The sequence below is a fragment of the Streptomyces sp. WAC 01529 genome (genome assembly GCF_003945545.1).
GTDB classification, from domain to species: Bacteria; Actinomycetota; Actinomycetes; order Streptomycetales; family Streptomycetaceae; genus Streptomyces; species Streptomyces anatolicus.
This window is the reverse complement of record NZ_CP029617.1, coordinates 7,036,721-7,054,207: the sequence shown is the minus strand read 5'-3', so window position 1 is coordinate 7,054,207 and position 17,487 is coordinate 7,036,721. Positions and strand designations below refer to the sequence as shown.

At 72.4% G+C, this 17,487-nt stretch carries 5 protein-coding genes; 3 read left to right on the top strand and 2 right to left on the bottom strand.

The window, feature by feature from the left end:
- Nucleotides 1-44 precede the first annotated feature (44 nt).
- From DMA15_RS31450 to DMA15_RS31440, 3 genes are all read left to right on the top strand, one after another.
- The gene (locus DMA15_RS31450; RefSeq protein WP_164551865.1) at nt 45-14,276 is read left to right on the top strand and encodes a non-ribosomal peptide synthetase; all 14,232 of its coding nucleotides are present in this window, start codon (nt 45-47) and stop codon (nt 14,274-14,276) included.
- Nucleotides 14,277-14,356: 80 nt separating this feature from the next.
- Nucleotides 14,357-14,953 (top strand): hypothetical protein, encoded by a 597-nt coding sequence (locus DMA15_RS31445; protein ID WP_206302879.1) that lies wholly within the window; start codon nt 14,357-14,359, stop codon nt 14,951-14,953.
- 205 nt (nt 14,954-15,158) lie between these two features.
- The gene (locus DMA15_RS31440; protein ID WP_125516081.1) at nt 15,159-16,187 is read left to right on the top strand and encodes a polyprenyl synthetase family protein; all 1,029 of its coding nucleotides are present in this window, start codon (nt 15,159-15,161) and stop codon (nt 16,185-16,187) included.
- A 37-nt stretch (nt 16,188-16,224) separates the two neighbouring features.
- Here the strand turns inward: DMA15_RS31440 and DMA15_RS31435 are convergent, their stop codons facing one another.
- Both DMA15_RS31435 and DMA15_RS31430 read right to left on the bottom strand, forming a co-directional pair.
- The gene (locus DMA15_RS31435) at nt 16,225-16,896 is read right to left on the bottom strand and encodes an NAD(P)H-dependent oxidoreductase (protein ID WP_125516080.1); all 672 of its coding nucleotides are present in this window, start codon (nt 16,894-16,896) and stop codon (nt 16,225-16,227) included.
- 181 nt (nt 16,897-17,077) lie between these two features.
- Nucleotides 17,078-17,485, bottom strand: coding sequence for a nuclear transport factor 2 family protein (locus tag DMA15_RS31430; protein ID WP_125516079.1), 408 nt, complete (start codon nt 17,483-17,485; stop codon nt 17,078-17,080).
- Between the last annotated feature and the right edge of the window lie 2 nt (nt 17,486-17,487).

Sequence of the window (17,487 nt, the reverse complement as noted above, 5' to 3'; positions counted from 1 at the left end):
TGTGGAGATAGTGAATGTCTGACCCACAGGGTGTTCGTTTTCGCTTGACCGCCGGACAGCAGGGAATCTGGTACGCGGTCCAGGGCGATCCCGCCAACCCGCTCTTCGGCCTGGCGGAGCGGGTGGACATCGAAGGGCCGGTCGACGCGGCGCTGTTCGAGTCCGCCCTGCGGCACGTGGTCGCCGAGACCGAGTCCCTGCGGCTGCGGTTCGGCCAGGACGAGGAAGGGCCCTACCAGCTTGTCCTCCCCGACCCCGAATGGACGTTCCACGCACTCGACGTCTCCCGTGAGCCCGACCCCGAGGCGGCCGTACGCCGGTGGACCGAGGCCGACCTGGAGCGTCCGGTCGACCTCACCCAGGGCCCCCTCTTCACGTTCGCCCTCTTCACCGTCGCCCCGGACCGGCACGTCTGGTACCGCCGCCACCACCACATCGCGCTGGACGGCCGCAGTACCGGCCTGGTCGCCCTTCGCGTCGCCGAGGTCTACACCGCGATGGCCGCGGGCACGCCGGTCCCCGGGGCCCCGGCCCCTTCGCTCGCCGACCTCATCGCCTCCGACGCCGCCTACCAAGGATCCGAGACCTTCGAGCGCGACCGCGACTTCTGGGCCCGGGAGCTGGCCGACCGCCCGGAGGTCTCCGGTCTCGCCGATCAGCCCACGCGCTACCCGAGCGCCCCGCTGTTGCGCTCGGTGGCCGCGCTCGGCGCCGAGGAGACCGAGGCGATCCGCGACCTCGCCCGCGAGTCCGGCGCGGCCTGGCCGATCGTCATCATCGCCGCCCAGGCCCTCTACCTCCACCGGATCACCGGCCGCACCGATGTCGTCCTCGCCCTCCCGGTCGCCGCCCGCCCCGGCGGCCCCGCGGACCAGGTGCCGGGCATGGTCGCGAACGTCGTGCCACTGCGGCTGGCCGTGCGCCCCGACACCACCCTCACCGAGCTGCTCAAACACACCTCGAAGCAGATGCACGGCGCCCTGCGTCACCAGCGGTACCGCTATGAGGACCTGGTCCGCGACACGGGTGGACTCGTCGACGGCAGACGCCTGGTCGGGCCCCGGGTCAACCTCATCATGTTCGATGCCGCCCTCGACTTCGGCGGAGCCAAGGCCACGGTGCACAACCTCGCCATCGGCCACGACGACGACCTGACCCTCGTCGTCGACAACCGTGCCGCCGACGGACTGCGTCTGGAGTTCAACGCCAACCCCGATCTGTACTCCGCCGACGACCTCGACCGGCACTGCGCCAGGCTCTCCGCGCTGCTGCGGGCCTTCGGCCGTGCCGACCCCGGCCGTCCCATCGGGCGCCTGGACATCACCACCGAGGACGAGCGCCGGCAGCTCCTCATGGAGTGGAACGGCGTCGCCCCCGCCGCCGAACAGGCCACCCTGCCCGCGCTGTTCGAGGAGCGCGTGCGCACCGCCCCCGACGCCCGCGCCCTCACCCTCGGCGCCGACCACCTGTCGTACGCCGAACTCAACGCCCGCGCCAACGCGCTGGCCCGCCACCTCATCGACGGTGGTGCCGGACCGGGCCGCTTCGTCGGCCTCGTGCTCCCGCGCTCGACCGACCTGGTGGTGGCGCTCCTCGCGGTGGTCAAGACCGGCGCCGCCTATGTGCCGATCGACCCGACGTACCCCGCCGACCGCATCGCGTACACCATCTCCGACGTCGACCTCGTGCTCGCCGTCACCGACCGGCAGTCCCAGTCCGTGCTCCCCGACCGGACGCCCCGCGTCGTCCTCGACGACCCCGGGACCGCCGAGCGCGTCGGCGCATGGGCGTGCACGGATCTCACCGACGCGGACCGGCTCTCCCCGCTGCTGCCCGCCACACCCGCGTACGTCATCTACACCTCGGGCTCGACCGGCCGCCCCAAGGGCGTCGTGGTCTCCCACCAGAACGTCGTCCGGCTCTTCTCGGCCACCGACCACTGGTTCCACTTCGGCGCGGACGACGTGTGGACGCTCTTCCACTCCACCGCCTTCGACTTCTCCGTCTGGGAACTGTGGGGGCCCCTTCTGTACGGCGGCCGCCTCGTCGTCGTTCCGTACGACGTGTCCCGCTCGCCCGAGAGCTTCCTGCGGCTGCTCGCCGACGAGGGGGTCACGGTCCTCAACCAGACTCCCTCAGCCTTCTACCAGCTGTCCCAGGCCGACCGCGAGGACCGCTCGACCGGCCGCCGGCTCGCCCTGCGGTACGTCGTCTTCGGCGGCGAGGCCCTCGACCTCGGACGCCTCACGGACTGGTACGACCGGCACTCCGACGACAGTCCCGTGCTGGTCAACATGTACGGCATCACCGAGACCACGGTGCACGTCAGCCATCTGCCGCTCGACCGGGACATCGCCGCGGCAGGCGCCGGCAGCCTCATCGGCCAGGGCATACCCGACCTGCGCGTCCACCTCCTCGACACCGCGCTGCGCCCGGTGCCGCCCGGTGTCGCGGGTGAGCTGTACGTGGCGGGCGGCGGTGTCGCCCAGGGCTACCTCAAGCGGCCCGCCCTGAGTGCCGAGCGCTTCGTCGCCGACCCGTTCGCGGGCGACGGCACCCGTATGTACCGGACGGGCGACCTCGCCCGCTTGCACGAGGGTGGGGTCCTGGAGTACCTCACCCGCGCCGACGACCAGGTCAAGATCCGCGGCTTCCGCATCGAGACCGGCGAGATCGCGGCCGCGCTCTCCGCTTGCCCGGGTGTCGCCAACTGCGCCGTGGTCGCCCAGGACCACCGGCAAGGCGAGCGCAGGCTGGTCGCCTACTTCGTCCCGCGGGACGCCACGGACGTACCGGACGCGGCGCTGCTGCGCGAGGCACTCGCCGCTTCGCTGCCCGACCACATGCTTCCCGCCGTGTTCGTCCCGCTGGACACCCTGCCCCTCACTCCGTCCGGAAAACTCGACGAACGCGCCCTCCCCGCACCTGAGGCGGCCCCGGCCCCCGGCGGGCGCGAGGCCCGCACCCCCAACGAACAGGTTCTGGCCGCGCTCTTCGGCGAGGTGCTCGGTCTGCCCGCCGCCGGTGTCGACGACAACTTCTTCGCCCTGGGCGGCCACTCTCTCGCCGCCACCCGGCTGGTGAGCCGGGCCCGGGCGGTCCTGGGCGTCGAACTCGCCGTGCGCGACGTGTTCGAGAGCCCGACCGTGGCCGGGCTCGCGGAGCGCGTCGACTCCGCCCTCACCGCCAGGACCGCCCTGGTCCCGGCGGAGCGGCCCGACCCCGTCCCGCTCTCCTTCGCACAGCAGCGCCTGTGGTTCCTCGACCGGCTCGACGGCCCGAGCCCCACGTACAACATCCCGTTCGTGCTGCGCCTCACCGGCGACCTCGATGTCCCCGCCCTGCGCGCCGCGCTGCGCGACGTCCTGCTGCGCCACGAGAGTCTGCGCACCGTCTTCCCCCAACAGGGCGGCGTACCGCGACAGCGCGTCCTCGGTGCCGACGAGCTGCCCGACGCACTCGGCGTCTTCGACACCACGGCCGAGGAGTTGGCCGGCGCGCTGTCCGACGCCGCGCATCACACCTTCGCGCTCGGCACCGAACTGCCGCTGCGGGCCGACCTGTTCCACCTCGGTGGCGGCGAGCACGCGCTGTCCGTCGTGGTGCACCACATCGCGAGCGACGGCTGGTCACTGCCACAGCTGGTCCAGGACCTCTCGACCGCCTACGCCGCCCGCCACGACGGCGTCGCCCCCGACTGGGCACCGCTGCCGGTGCAGTACGCGGACTACGCCCTGTGGCAGCGTGAACTCCTCGGTGACGAGGCCGATGCCACCAGCCCTCTCGCCCGCCAGCTCGCCCACTGGAAGGACGCGCTCGGCGGGCTCCCCGACGAGCTGGAGCTCCCCACGGACCGGGTGCGGCCCGCCGTCGCCGGCCACCGGGGCGCGGTGGTCGACTGCGAGCTGGGCCCCGAGCTGCACCGCGCGGTCACCGCGGTGGCCCGCTCCACCGGCGCCAGCGTCTTCATGGTGCTCCAGGCCGCCCTCGCCACCCTCCTCTCCCGGCTCGGGGCGGGCGACGACATCCCCATCGGCAGCCCGGTCGCGGGCCGCACCGACGAGGCCCTCGACGACCTGGTCGGGTTCTTCGTGAACACGCTCGTGCTGCGAACCGACACCTCGGGCCGCCCGGCCTTCACGGAACTCGTCGAGCGTGTGCGGCAGGCCGACCTCGCCGCCTACGCGCACCAGGATGTGCCGTTCGAGAGGCTGGTGGAGATCCTCAACCCGGACCGCTCGCTCGCCCGCCACCCGCTCTTCCAGATCCTGCTCAGCATGCAGGACGACCTCGATCGCGCCCCTGAGCTGCCCGGCCTGACGGCGACGGTCTCGCCCGGCGACCTCACCATCGCCAAGTTCGACCTGCAGTTCGACTTCAGTGAGCGGTACGGAGCCGACGGCGAACCCGCCGGGATCCGCGGCCAGATCCTCTACGCCACCGATCTGTTCGACGCCGCCACCGTGCGTACCATGGCCGACCGCCTGGTGCGGGTGGTACGAGCCGTCACCCAGCGACCCGACGCGAGCATCGCGGACATCGAGCTGCTGCGGCCCGAGGAGACCGCACTGCTCGCCGCTCAGGGCACCGGCACCGTCCGCCACGTACCCGCTCTCGCGGCTACCGTCCAGGAGCGCTTCGCCGCCCAGGCCGCGGCCACCCCCGACGCGGCCGCTCTCGTCACCGACGACGGCGTCACCGTCACCTACCGGGAACTCGACGAGCGGGCCGGCCGGCTCGCCCACCGACTGCTCGCCGCCAGCATGGGGCGGGAGTCACGGGTCGCCGTCCTCCAGCGGCGCTCCGTCGATCTCATCGTCTCGCTGCTCGGCGTGCTCAAGGCGGGCGGCACTTACGTGCCACTGGACGCACGCGCCCCGCAGACCCGCTGGGAACTGATCCTCGCCCAGACCGAGGCGTCGGTCCTGCTTGTCGACGACACCCAGCCGGTCCTCGACTTCGACCACACCGCGACGGTGATCCACGTCGAGGACGTAGCGGATTCCGACCTCCACACGCCCACCGCCGTCCCCGGCCACCCCGAGCAGCTCGCGTACGTGATGTTCACGTCCGGCTCGACCGGCCATCCCAAGGGTGTCGCCGTCACCCACCGCGACCTGCTCGCGTTCGCCCTCGACGGGTGCTTCGCGGCCGACGCGCACCGCCGCGTGCTGCTGCACGCACCCCATGCCTTCGACGCGGCCAACTACGAGCTGTGGGTGCCGCTGCTCAACGGCGGGACCGTCGTCGTCGCTCCACCCCACGACATGGACGTCGCCACCTTGCGCCGCCTCGTCGCCGAGCACGACATCACCGGGCTCCACCTGACCGCGGGTCTGTTCCGAGTCGTCGCCGAGAACGACCTCGACTGTCTGGAGGGTGTGCGCGAACTCCTGGCAGGCGGTGACGTCGTGCCCGGTAGCGCCGTGCGCGACCTGCTCGCCCGTCACCCCGGCATCGTCTTCCGGGACACCTACGGGCCCACCGAGACCACCTCGTTCGCCACCAACTTCCGCGTGACGGCCCCGGACGACGTGCCCGACGTCGTACCGATCGGCCGTCCCCTCGACAACATGCGTGCCCACGTCCTCGACGCGGCGCTGCGCCCCGTGCCCCCGGGTGTCGTGGGCGAGTTGTATCTGGCGGGAGAGGGACTGGCGCGCGGCTACTGGCGCGCGCCCGGTCAGACCGCCGAGCGGTTCGTGGCCGATCCGTTCGGCCCCCCGGGCAGCCGCATGTACCGGGTCGGAGACCTTGCCCGATGGAACGCCGAGGGCGCCCTCGTCTTCGGGGGCCGCGCCGACGACCAGGTCAAACTCCGCGGTTTCCGCATCGAACTCGGCGAGGTCGAAGCCGCGGTGGCCCGCCACCCCGGCATCGGCTCCACCGCGGTCGTCCTCCGCGAGGACCGGCCCGGGGACAAGCGGCTCGTCGCCTACGTGGTGCCCGCGGCGGGCCACCAGCCCGACCTCGCCGCCCTGCGCGAGCAACTCGCCGCCACACTGCCCGACTACATGGTGCCCGCCGCCATCATGGCCCTCGACGCCCTGCCGCTGACCCCCAACGGCAAGCTCGACCGCAAGGCGCTGCCCCTTCCCGACCTCGCGGGCGACGGGGGCGGACGACAGCCCCGCACCCCGCAGGAGCAGGTGCTGTGCGGCCTGTTCGCCGAGATCCTCGAACCGTCGTCGGCGTCCTTGAGCATCGACGACAACTTCTTCGAACTGGGCGGGCACTCCCTGCTGGCCACCCGGCTCGTGCTGCGTATCCAGGCCGTCCTCGGCGTGGACATCGCCGTACGCGACCTGTTCGACGCGCCGACCGTGGCCCAGCTGGCGACCCTCGTCGACCGGGCCGCCGGCAGCCGCGTCCCGCTGGAGGCCGTGGCCCGCCCCGAGTCGATCCCGCTGGCGCTCCCGCAGCGTGGCCTGTGGTTCCTCAACCAGATGGAGGGCCCGAGCCCCACGTACAACCTCGGTGTGTCCCTGCGCTTCACCGGGCAGCTCGACCGCGACGCGCTGTACGAGGCGTTCTACGACGTCATCGCCCGCCACGAGAGTCTGCGCACGGTCTTCCCCGACCAGGGCGGCGTGCCCCACCAGCGCGTCGTGCCCGCGGCCGAGGCCCGGCCGGCGATCGCGGTGACCGAGGTCGCCGAGGCCGACCTGGACAACGCGCTCACCGAAACCGCCCGGCGCGGCTTCGACCTCGCGAGCGACCTGCCGATCCGGGCCGACCTGCTGGTGCTGAGCCCGGTCGAGCAGGTCTTCCTCATCGTCATCCACCACATCGTCGCCGACGGCTGGTCCCTGACTCCGCTCGTGGCCGATCTCGCCGCCGCCTACAGCGCGCGGCGCACCGGCAGCGCACCCGGCTGGGAGCCACTCTCCGTCCAGTACGGCGACTACACGCTGTGGCAAGCGGACAACCTCGGCAGCGAGAACGACCCCGACAGCCGCCTCAGCGAGCAGATCGACTACTGGAAGGAGGCTCTCGACGGCCTCCCCGAGCAACTCGCCCTGCCCACCGACCGGCCGCGCCCCGCCGTGCTCGGCTCCGAGGGCGACGTGGTTCCGCTGGCGCTCGGCGTCGAGCAGCAGCGGGCGCTGAACGACATCGCCCGCACAAGCGGCGCCAGTCTGTTCATGGTCGTCCAGGCGGCGCTCGCCACCCTGATGTCCCGGCTCTGCGGCGACACCGACATCCCGCTCGGCACGGCTGTCGCGGGCCGCAACGACGAGGCGCTCACCGACAGCGTCGGCTTCTTCGTCAACACGCTGGTGCTGCGCAACGACGTGTCCGGCGACCCCACCTTCCGGCAGCTGGTGGAACGGGTCCGCGAGGCGGACCTGGCGGCATACGCCCACCAGGAGGTGCCGTTCGACCTGCTGGTGGAGCGGCTCAGCCCCGACCGGTCGCTCTCTCGGCACCCGTTGTTCCAGACCATGCTGACCTTCGAGAACATCCCGCAGCTGACGCTGCGCTTCCCCGGTCTGGACACCCGTCTGCACCCGGCGAACGTCAAGTCGGCCAAGTTCGACCTGGACTTCTCGGTCGGCGAGGTCGTCGACGCCGCGGGCGCGGCAGCGGGTATGGCGGGCAGCCTCGTGTACAACACCCAGCTCTACGGCAGGGCCACCGCCGAGGGACTGGTCGAGCGGTTCGTACGCGTTCTCGACCAGGTTGCCGCCAACCCCGCCGTACGTCTTTCCGACATCGACCTGCTCGCACCCGGCGAGCGCGAGGTGCTGCTGGAGGGCTGGCAAGGCGCGGAGCCGGTCCCGGACCGCCCGTCGACCACCTACGGCCTGCTCGTCGAGGCCGCCGCCGCCACGCCGGACGCCGTCGCCGTCAGCACCGCGACGGAACAGCTCACCTACGCCGAGCTGCTGGACCGGGTGAACCGCACGGCGCGCCGGCTCGTCGGCCACGGGGTCGGACCCGACACGTTCGTGGCGCTGCTGCTGCCGCGCTCGTTCGACATGGTCATCGCCCCCCTCGCGGTGGCCGCCGGCGGCGGTGCCTACGTCCCCATCGACATCACGCTCCCCGAGGACCGGGTGCGCTTCGTCATCGAGGACACCACCCCGGTCGTCGTGCTCACCACGCGGGAAGTGGCCGGCTCCTTCGCCTCCGCGCTGGTCGGCACGGACACCTTGCTGCTGGACGACGAGGACGTCCGCGCCTCCGTGGCCGCGCTGCCCTCGCACCCGGTCACCGACACCGAGTTGAGCGGCGCGGTACACCCGGAGAACCTCGCGTACGTGATCCACACCTCCGGCTCCACCGGAGTCCCCAAGGGCGTCGCCGTCGCACACCGCTCGCTGATGAACCTGTTCACCGCCCACCGGCGCGACCTGATCGAGCCGTCGGCCCGGGCCGCGGGGCACCGGATCAGGGCCGGACTCACCGCGTCCCTCTCGTTCGACACCGCCTTCGACTCGGTGATGTGGCTGCTGGCCGGACATGAGCTGCACCTCATCGACGACGACGTGCGGCGCGACGCCCAGGCCCTCGTGCCCTACATCGCCGAACACGGCATCGGATTCCTCGACATCACGCCGTCCTACTGCGCGCAGCTCGTCGACGCGGGCCTCCTGGACGACCAGGCCACCGCTCCCGCCGTCGTCATGGTCGGCGGCGAGGCCATCGGCCAGGAGCTGTGGACCAGGCTGCGCGCGGCGGCCCCCCACACCGTCGGTCACAACTACTACGGCCCCACCGAGGCCACCGTCGACGCCCTCTGCGCGCCTGTGAGCGCCACCGGGCACCCGGTCATCGGCCGTCCGTTGCGCGGCATCCGCGGTTACGTGCTCGACGACGCGCTGCGCCCCGTGCCGCCGGGAGCGGCGGGTGAGCTGTACATCGCGGGAGAGGGCCTGGCCCGCGGGTACTGGAAGCGCCCTGGCCTGACCGCCGACCGGTTCGTCGCCGACCCGTTCGGGGCGCCCGGCACCCGCATGTACCGCAGCGGCGACCTGGTCCGCCGGCAGGCGGACGGCAACGTGCTCTACCTGGGCCGCGTCGACGACCAGGTGCAACTGCGCGGGTTCCGCGTCGAGCCCGGCGAGGTCGGGGCGGCCCTGGCGGCCCTGCCCGGTGTCGCCGTGGCGGCGGCCGTGGTGCGCGAGGACACCCCGGGTGCGCAGCGGCTCGTCGGCTATGTGACCGCCGAGAGCGGGGCGGCCCTGGACACCTCGGCACTGCGGGACGCACTCACCCGAACCCTTCCCTCCTATCTGATCCCGTCCGCGATCGTCGCTCTCGACACCCTGCCGCTGACGCACAACGGAAAGCTGGACCACAGGGCGCTGCCCGCTCCCGAGCACTCCGCGACCCGGGACGCCCAGAAGCCCCGTACCCCGCGGGAAGAGCTGCTCGCCGCCCTCTTCGCTGAAGTGCTCGACAGCCCCGAGGTCGGTATCCACGACAACTTCTTCGACCTGGGCGGCCATTCGCTCCTGGCGGCCCGGCTCGTCAACCGCGTCCGCACGGTCCTGGAGTCGGAACTCACGGTCCGGACTCTCTTCGAGGCACCGACCGTGGCCGCCCTCGCGGGCAGCCTCGACTCGGCGGGGGCCGCCCGGCAGCCGCTGCGCGCGCGGGAGCGCCCCGAGACCCTGCCGCTCTCGCACGCCCAGCGCAGACTGTGGTTCCTCAACCAGCTGGAGGGGACGAGCGCCACCTACAACGTGCCGACCGTGCTCCGCCTCGCGGGGAACCTCGACCACTCGGCGCTGGAGGAGGCGCTCACCGACCTCGTCCTCCGGCACGAGAGCCTGCGCACGGTCTTCCCCGAGACCGACGGAACCCCTCGCCAGCACGTCCTGGGCCAGGAGACCACCGTGCCACTGACCGTGGTGGACACCGACGAGGACGCGTTGCCCGGGCTGCTGGCGGCGACCGCCACCCGAGGCTTCGACCTCACCGTCCAGATCCCGCTGCGGGCCACACTGTTCCGGCTCAGCGCCACCGAGCACGTACTGGCCCTGGTGATGCACCACATCGCCACCGACGGCTGGTCCGAGGCTCCGCTGCTGAAGGATCTCGCCACCGCCTACACCGCGCGCGGCGCCGACCGCGCGCCGGACTGGGCACCGCTGCCTTTCCAGTACGCCGACTACGCCCTGTGGCAACACGACCACCTCGGCGACCTGTCGGACCCGGAAAGCCTGATCTCACGTCAGCTGTCCTACTGGCGAAGCACACTCGCGGGCCTCCCCGACGAGCTGGCCCTGCCCACGGACCGGCCCCGCCCCGCCGTCAGCAGCTACCGGGGCCGGACCCTGGAGTGCCCGATCGGCCCTGAGCTGAGCCGGGGCCTGACAGAGCTGGCCCGCTCCCACGACGTCAGCCTCTTCATGGTCCTGCGGGCCGCGCTCGCCGTACTGCTCACCAAGCTGGGCGCCGGCGAGGACATCCCACTCGGCACGCCCGTCGCGGGGCGTGGTGACGAGGCCCTGGAAGACCTTGTCGGTCTGTTCCTCAACACGCTGGTGCTGCGCACCGACACGTCCGGCGACCCCACCTTCGCCGAACTGCTCGCCCGCGTCCGGCGCACCACCCTGGACGCGTACGCCCACCAGGACGTGCCCTTCGAACGGCTCGTCGAGGCGGTCGAGCCGGAGCGCTCCCGGGCCAGACACCCCCTGTTCCAGGTCATGCTGACCGTCCAGAACACCCCGGCTCCGGGGGGCACGTTCGGCCCTCTCACCGCCCGAACCGACCTCGTCGACCTCGGCGCCGCCAAGTTCGACCTCAACTTCGCCTTCGGTGACCAGCCGGAGGGCCAAGGGGAGCCGGGCGCCCTGTTCGGCGTCGTCGAGTACAGCACCGACCTGTTCGACGAGGCCACCGTCGCCGCCCTCACCCGGCGGTTCGTGCGGGTGCTCGAAGCCGTCGTGGCCGACCCGCGGCTGCGCGTCGGTGCCGTCGACGTACTGTCGGAGCAGGAACGCGAACGTCTTCTGGGCGACTGGAACGCCACCGCCCTGCCCGTCTCCGAGGAGCGGATCCACGAGCTGTTCGCTCTGCAGGCGGCCCGTACCCCGCACGCCACCGCCGTGGTGTCGGCCGGTACCGAGCTGACCTACGCCCAGCTCGACGAGCGTGCCAACCGGCTCGCCGCGCTGCTCACCGCCCGTGGCGCGGGCCCCGAACAGCTGGTCGCGGTGGCCCTGCGGCGCTCCGCCGACCTACTCGTGGCACTCCTCGCCGTGCTGAAGACCGGCGCGGCCTACCTGCCGCTGGACCCGGAGCACCCGCTCGACCGGATCGAATACACCCTTGACGACGCGCGTCCCGCGCTGGGTCTGGTCACCTCAGAGACCGAGGGGCTGCTCGCGGGCACCGACGTGCCCCTGCTGGTCCTGGACGCCGACGCGACGCAGGCGGCACTCTCGGCGGCGCCCACGTCCGCGCCCGTCGCGGCGTGCGCGCCGGACAACCCGGCGTACGTCATCTACACCTCGGGCTCCACGGGCCGGCCCAAGGGCGTGGTCGTCCCGCACGGCGCGCTGACCAATTTCCTGGACGACATGGGCCACAGGTTCGGGCTCACTCCCGCAGACCGCCTGCTGGCCGTCACCACCGTGTCGTTCGACATCGCGGGACTGGAGCTCTACCTTCCCCTGCTGTCCGGAGCCGCCGTGGTGATCGCGGATCGCGACACCGTGCGTGACCCCGCCGCCCTGCTGCGGCTGGCCCGACAGACCGGGGCGGACATCGTCCAGGCGACACCCTCGCTCTGGCAGGCCTTGGTCACCGCGGACCCGGACGGGCTGCGCGGCCTGCGGGTGCTGGCCGGTGGCGAGGCGCTGCCGCAGAGCCTCGCGGACCGACTGCGCCCGCTCGCCGGGCGGGTGACGAACCTTTACGGGCCCACGGAGACCACCATCTGGTCCACCGCCGCCGACCTGACGCACGCCGAGGGCGCACCCTCCATCGGCGGGCCCATCCGCAACACCCAGGTGTACGTCCTCGACGAGCGGCTCGCTCCGGTGCCGCCCGGGGTGCCCGGTGAGCTGTACATCGCCGGTGCGGGCGTCGTCCGCGGCTACCACGACCGGCCCGGCCTCACCTCGGAACGGTTCGTCGCCTGCCCGTTCGGTGTGCCCGGCGCACGCATGTACCGCACCGGTGATGTCGTACGCCAGACCGCGGACGGACAGATCCACTTCTCCGGCCGCTCCGACCACCAGGTCAAGGTGCGCGGCTTCCGCATCGAGCTGGGCGAGATCGAGAGCGCCCTGACCCGGCACCCCGCGATCGGCCGCGCCGTGGTGGTCGCCCGCACCACCGAGGGCGCCGGCACCCGCCTCGTGGCCTACGTCGTCCCCCTGGCGGACACCGCCGCCCCGGACGGCCCGGAACTCGCGGCCCACCTGGCCGACTCGCTGCCCGAGTACATGGTCCCCTCCGCGTTCGTCACCCTGGACGAGCTGCCGCTCACCCCGAACGGAAAGCTCGACCGCAAGGCGCTGCCCGCTCCGGAGTTCCGGGCCGCCGCCGACTCGCGGGCGCCCCGCACTCCGCTGGAGAAGGAGCTGTGCGCGGTCTTCGCCGAGGTGTTGCGCCTCCCGTCGGTCGGCATCGACGACAGCTTCTTCGAGCTGGGCGGCGACAGCATCGTCTCCACCCAGCTGGTCGCCCGGGCCCGCGCCGCGGGGCTGGTCTTCGCGGTCAGCGACGTCTTCGAACACAAGACGGTCGCCGGGATCGCACAGGTCGCCGACGTTCTCGACGACAGCGCCGAGCGGCGCCCGGACATCGCCGACGGCGAGTTCGCGCCCACCCCGGTCATGCACTGGCTGCGTGAGCACGGCGGCGACGTCGACCGTTTCAGCCAGCACATGCTGGTGCGGACCCCTGTCGGACTGCGCCTGCCGAACCTGCACGCCGTGCTGCAGACCCTGCACGACCGGCACGCCGCGCTGCGCACCCGCCTCGTCGAGGACGACTCGGGCAACTGGCGGCTGAGCGCGGCGCCCGCAGGGGCCGTCGCGTCGGCGGACCGTGTCCTGCGGGTCGACGTCTCCGCGACCCTGGGCTCCTCCCTCGGCACGCTGATCGAGCGGCACCTCGACGAGGCCCGTGGCCGGCTCGCCCCGCGGGACGGCGAGGTGGTCCGCGCGGTGTGGTTCGACGCCGGGCCCGAACGGCCCGGACGGCTGCTGCTCGTCGTCCACCACCTGGTGATCGACGCCGTGTCGTGGCGGATCCTGCTGCGGGACCTCGCCGAGGTGTGGGCGGCCGCCGAGAAGGGGCGCGACCCGGAACCGGTCTTCGGCGGAACCTCCATGCGCCGCTGGAGCGAGCTGCTGGCCGCCGAAGTGCGCAAGCCGGAGCGGCGGGCCGAACTCGCCTTCTGGACGGAGCTGCTGAGCGCCCCGGACCTGGCGCTCGCCGGTGGTTCCCGCGCCCCGGAGGGCGATCCCGCCGGACCCGGCGGGACGGGCGGGACGGGCGGGACGGTCACCGTGTCGTTGCCCGCCGACCGCACCGAGGCGCTGCTCGGCCGGGTGCCCGATGCCTTCCACTGCGGCACCCAGGACGTGCTGCTCAGCGCCCTCGCCATCGCCCTCGTCGACCGCTCCCGCAGGACCGGGGGCACGGGCACCTCGGTGCTGGTCGCCGTCGAGGGGCACGGGCGCGACGAGACCGTCGGCGGCGCGGATCTCAGCGGCACCGTCGGCTGGTTCACCAGTCTGCATCCGGTGCGGCTCGACCCCGGTCCGACGAACTGGGCCGAACTGTGGGCGGGTGGCCAGGACCTCGGCCGGGTGGTGAAACGGGTCAAGGAACAGCTGCGTGCGGTACCCGGCAGCGGCATCGGATACGGGCTGCTCCGCCATCTCGACGAGGAGACGGGCGCCGCGCTGGCCCAGCTGGCGACGCCGCGCATCGGCTTCAACTACCTGGGCCGGATCGCCGCGCCCGGCACGGCGCGGGAGAGCACCGACTGGGACATCGCCCCGGAGGCGGCCGGACTCGACGCCGGCACTCAGGACGACCCCGGCTCCACGCACGCCCTGGAGCTCAACGCCGTCACCCTCGACCGGCCCAGCGGCCCGGAACTCCTCGTGACGTGGTCGTACCCGTCCCAAGGGCTGCTGTCCGAGGCGGACGCGAAGGAGATCAGCGACGCGTGGCTGCGCGCTCTGGACGCGCTGATCACCCATGTGGACCGTCCGGAGGCGGGCGGCCACACCCCCTCCGATCTCGCCTTGGCCGAGCTGGAACAGGCCGAGATCGAGATGCTCGAGGGAGAGTGGTAGCAGGGAGGCGTCCGTCCGCGCCGATGGCGCCCCGTCCGGGCGCCGTCGGCGGGCGCTCACCGCGCGGCCTCTTCCGCAGAATGCACGGGACGACCGCGCGGGGGGTGCCCGCCTGGGCCCGGAGGGTGGCCGTACTGACGCCGTTCACTGTCCTGCCCTCGGGCATCTGGCGGATCGCGGAGGTGACGCTCGGGCTACCGCTCACCAAGAACGTGGACTCCGGGGACGGGGACCTGCCCGGCTGGCTGCCCGCCGAGTTCTACGTCGTGGCGCTGTCGCTCGTCGCCGAGACACTCGGCTTCCTCGCGGTCGGCCTGGTGGCCACGTGGGGTGAGGTGTGGCCGCGCTGGGTGCCGTTCCTGCGGGGCAGACCCGTGCGGCCGATGGCGGCGATCGTCCCGGCGGCACTCGGCGCACTGGCGCTCTCGTACCTCTGGCCGTCCGTCGTCATCCGGTCCCTCGCCGAGGACGGCTGGCGCGCGACGCTCCTGCACGACGTCGGAACCCTTGACTGGCGGGCGGCCGTGTACGCCGCCTCCTATTTACCGCTGGTGGCTTGGGGGCCGATGCTTGCCGCCCTCACCTACGCGTACGCCGTGCGCCGCGGGGTCGTCGGCGGGCGCCGCGCGCGCCTCCCCCGGCCCGCGCCGGAAGGGAACCGCACTCGCAGGCCGTAAGTGGTTCCGGTGCCTGATGACAACCGCGGTGTCCTGCAGGTTGCTGCCAGTCGCTGCCCGAACTCCCGGGTGTGCCTACCGGTCTCCGTGACCGGTGGCCGGTTGCGGACAGCCTTCTCGCGGCTCCTGTCGTGTGGCGGCGCAGCGCTTTTACGCTCCGATGGGCAAGAGGGACGGCCGTAGGCCGTGAGACGGGGGGAAGGCCATGTCAGCGCTGGCTGCGGAAGGGCGGGGCCGGTCGATCGTCACCCGGCTCACCGTGCGGGAGAAGGCTTTGGAGCGTCGTATGCTCCGGAGACTCGAACAGGTGGAGATCCGGCTCCTGGAGTGCGCGCGCGAAGCGGACGATCCGCGCCTGGCCGCAGTCGTCGGCCACCTGATCGCGGCCGGCGGGAAACGCATGCGCCCCCTGCTCACCCTCCTGGGGGCCGAGTTCGGCGACCCACAGGCCGCGGGCGTCCTCGAGGCCGCCGTGTTCTCCGAACTCATCCACACGGCCTCCCTCCACCACGACGACGTCATGGACGAGGCCCTCATCCGGCACGGGGTGACCAGCGTCAACGCGCGCTGGGGCAACAGGGTCGCCGTCAGGTCCGGCAACTGGCTGCTCGCCAAGGCCGCCCAACTGTCGGCGGGACTCTCCACCGAGTCGGTACCGCTCCAGGCCGAGGCCTCACAGCGTCTCGTCCAGGGCCAGCTGCGGGAACTCGTCGGCCCGGCTCTGCCCGAGGACCGCCTGTCCCACTACTTCGGCGTGATATCCGACAAGTCGGCGTCGTTGATCTCGCTCTCCCTGCGGCTCGGCGCGGTCCAGGCGGGCGCACCCGCCCAGGTGAGCGACGCGCTGGCGGAGTACGGCGAACAGCTGGGGGTGGCCTTCCAGATTTCCGACGACGTGCTCGACATCGTCTCGCCCTCCGCCGACCTCGGCAAGGAACAGGGAAAGGACCTCGCGGTGGGAGTGGCCGGCCTGCCGGTCCTGCTGGTGCTCGAAGGCGTGGAGCCCGAGGACGACGAGCTGCGTGCCCTGCTGTCGGATCCCGCGGGGGTACGAGGAGACCGGCATGTGAGGGCGCTCGCTCTGCTCCAGCGCTCCGAGGCCATGAGCCGGGCCCGTGCTCTCATGGACGGCCGGCTCGCCGGGGCACGCGCGGCGCTGGCCTCGCTTCCGCCCGGCCCGCCGCGAAAGGCTCTCGACGCCCTGTGTGACTTCGTGGCCACCCGGACGGCGTAGCACCGGCCGCGCGGAACGCGGGACCGAGCACCGCCGGTCAGCGGCGCGCCACTTCGCGGGCGCGCTCCACGGCTTGCTTGAGCGAGGCGATGGCGTTCCTCCGGTACGACGTCAGCCATGGGACGTAGCCGGACTTCGTCATCTCGGCGTGCAGGAACAGCAGATCGTCGGCGAGCCCCACCATCCGCAACGCGACCCGCAGGTAGGGCTCCATGAAGTCGTCCCCGTGGCGCGGCGAACCCGGCCCGTACACCCCGCCGCACGCCGTCGCCACCACCGTCCGCCGGCCGGACAGCGGCCCCTTGCCGGACTCCGCCTCCACCAGCAGCGGCGGAATGGCGATCCGGTCGAACCACGCCTTGAAGGTGGAGGGGACGGAGAAGTTGTACATCGGGAGCCCGATCAACAGCACATCACAGCTCAGGACTTCGTCTATGAGTTCCCAGCTGAGCTGCCAGCTCCTGCGCTCCGCGGCCGTTCGTGCCGCCTGACGTGCCTCGTCCAGGTCCACTGTGCCGGCCGTCTCGATCCGGGTGACGACCTCGATCTGGGCCGCGTCGACATGCGGGGTGGGCGGGGCCGTCAGGTCGCGGTAGATGTACGTACCGTCGGGGTGGGCCGCACGCCAGGCCGCAGCGAACTCCGCCGAAATCTGCCGGGAGACGGACTCCGGGCGGGCGCTGCAGTCGAGGTGGAGCAGAGTGGGCATCGGGCGGCCTCTCTTCGATGGAACGAGGGCGTGCGGTTGTGTCATTTAATCGGTCAACTCCCCTTTACGCCCCATGGGTTGTCAGGCGTGTCGCGACCGCGGACACCCGGGGCACCGTGAGGGGCCCCGCGCCGGTCCGACGCGGGGCCCCTCACGGTGCTCGGAGCGCTCTGTCCGCCGGTCAGCTCTTGATGAGGCGCTGGAAGAGGACGGTGTCGAAGATGTCCTCCATGACGGTGGCCTTCCCCTCGCTCAGCGTCCAGGAGTGCACGAACTTCAACCGCTCGGTGTGACCGCGCGTCGACGTCACATGGCGCACGCCGAAGACCACGACGCGGTCTCCGTCCTCCACGAACTCCTCCGGTTCGATGCGCATGCCGTTCAGAACCGTGGGCACGTGGGCGAGGAAACCCCGGACGCCGTCGTGGCCGTGCCGGGTCCCGCCGAGCCCCAGGTCGGACATGCCCTCGGGGTGGACCCACCGCACGTCCGGGGCCAGGACGTCCAGGAGGCCCTCCGGGTCACGGCGGTGGAAGGCGCTGTAGGCGGCTCGGATCAGTTCGACGTTGGGTGAGTCGGACGCAGGCATGA

Excerpts from the sequence above, each read along its gene's own strand:
- DMA15_RS31445 (WP_206302879.1), top strand. The coding sequence starts at position 14,357 with ATGCACGGGACGACCGCGCGGGGGGTGCCCGCCTGGGCCCGGAGGGTG.
- DMA15_RS31440 (WP_125516081.1), top strand. The coding sequence starts at position 15,159 with ATGTCAGCGCTGGCTGCGGAAGGGCGGGGCCGGTCGATCGTCACCCGG.
- DMA15_RS31435 (WP_125516080.1), bottom strand. The coding sequence starts at position 16,896 with ATGCCCACTCTGCTCCACCTCGACTGCAGCGCCCGCCCGGAGTCCGTC.
- DMA15_RS31430 (WP_125516079.1), bottom strand. The coding sequence starts at position 17,485 with ATGCCTGCGTCCGACTCACCCAACGTCGAACTGATCCGAGCCGCCTAC.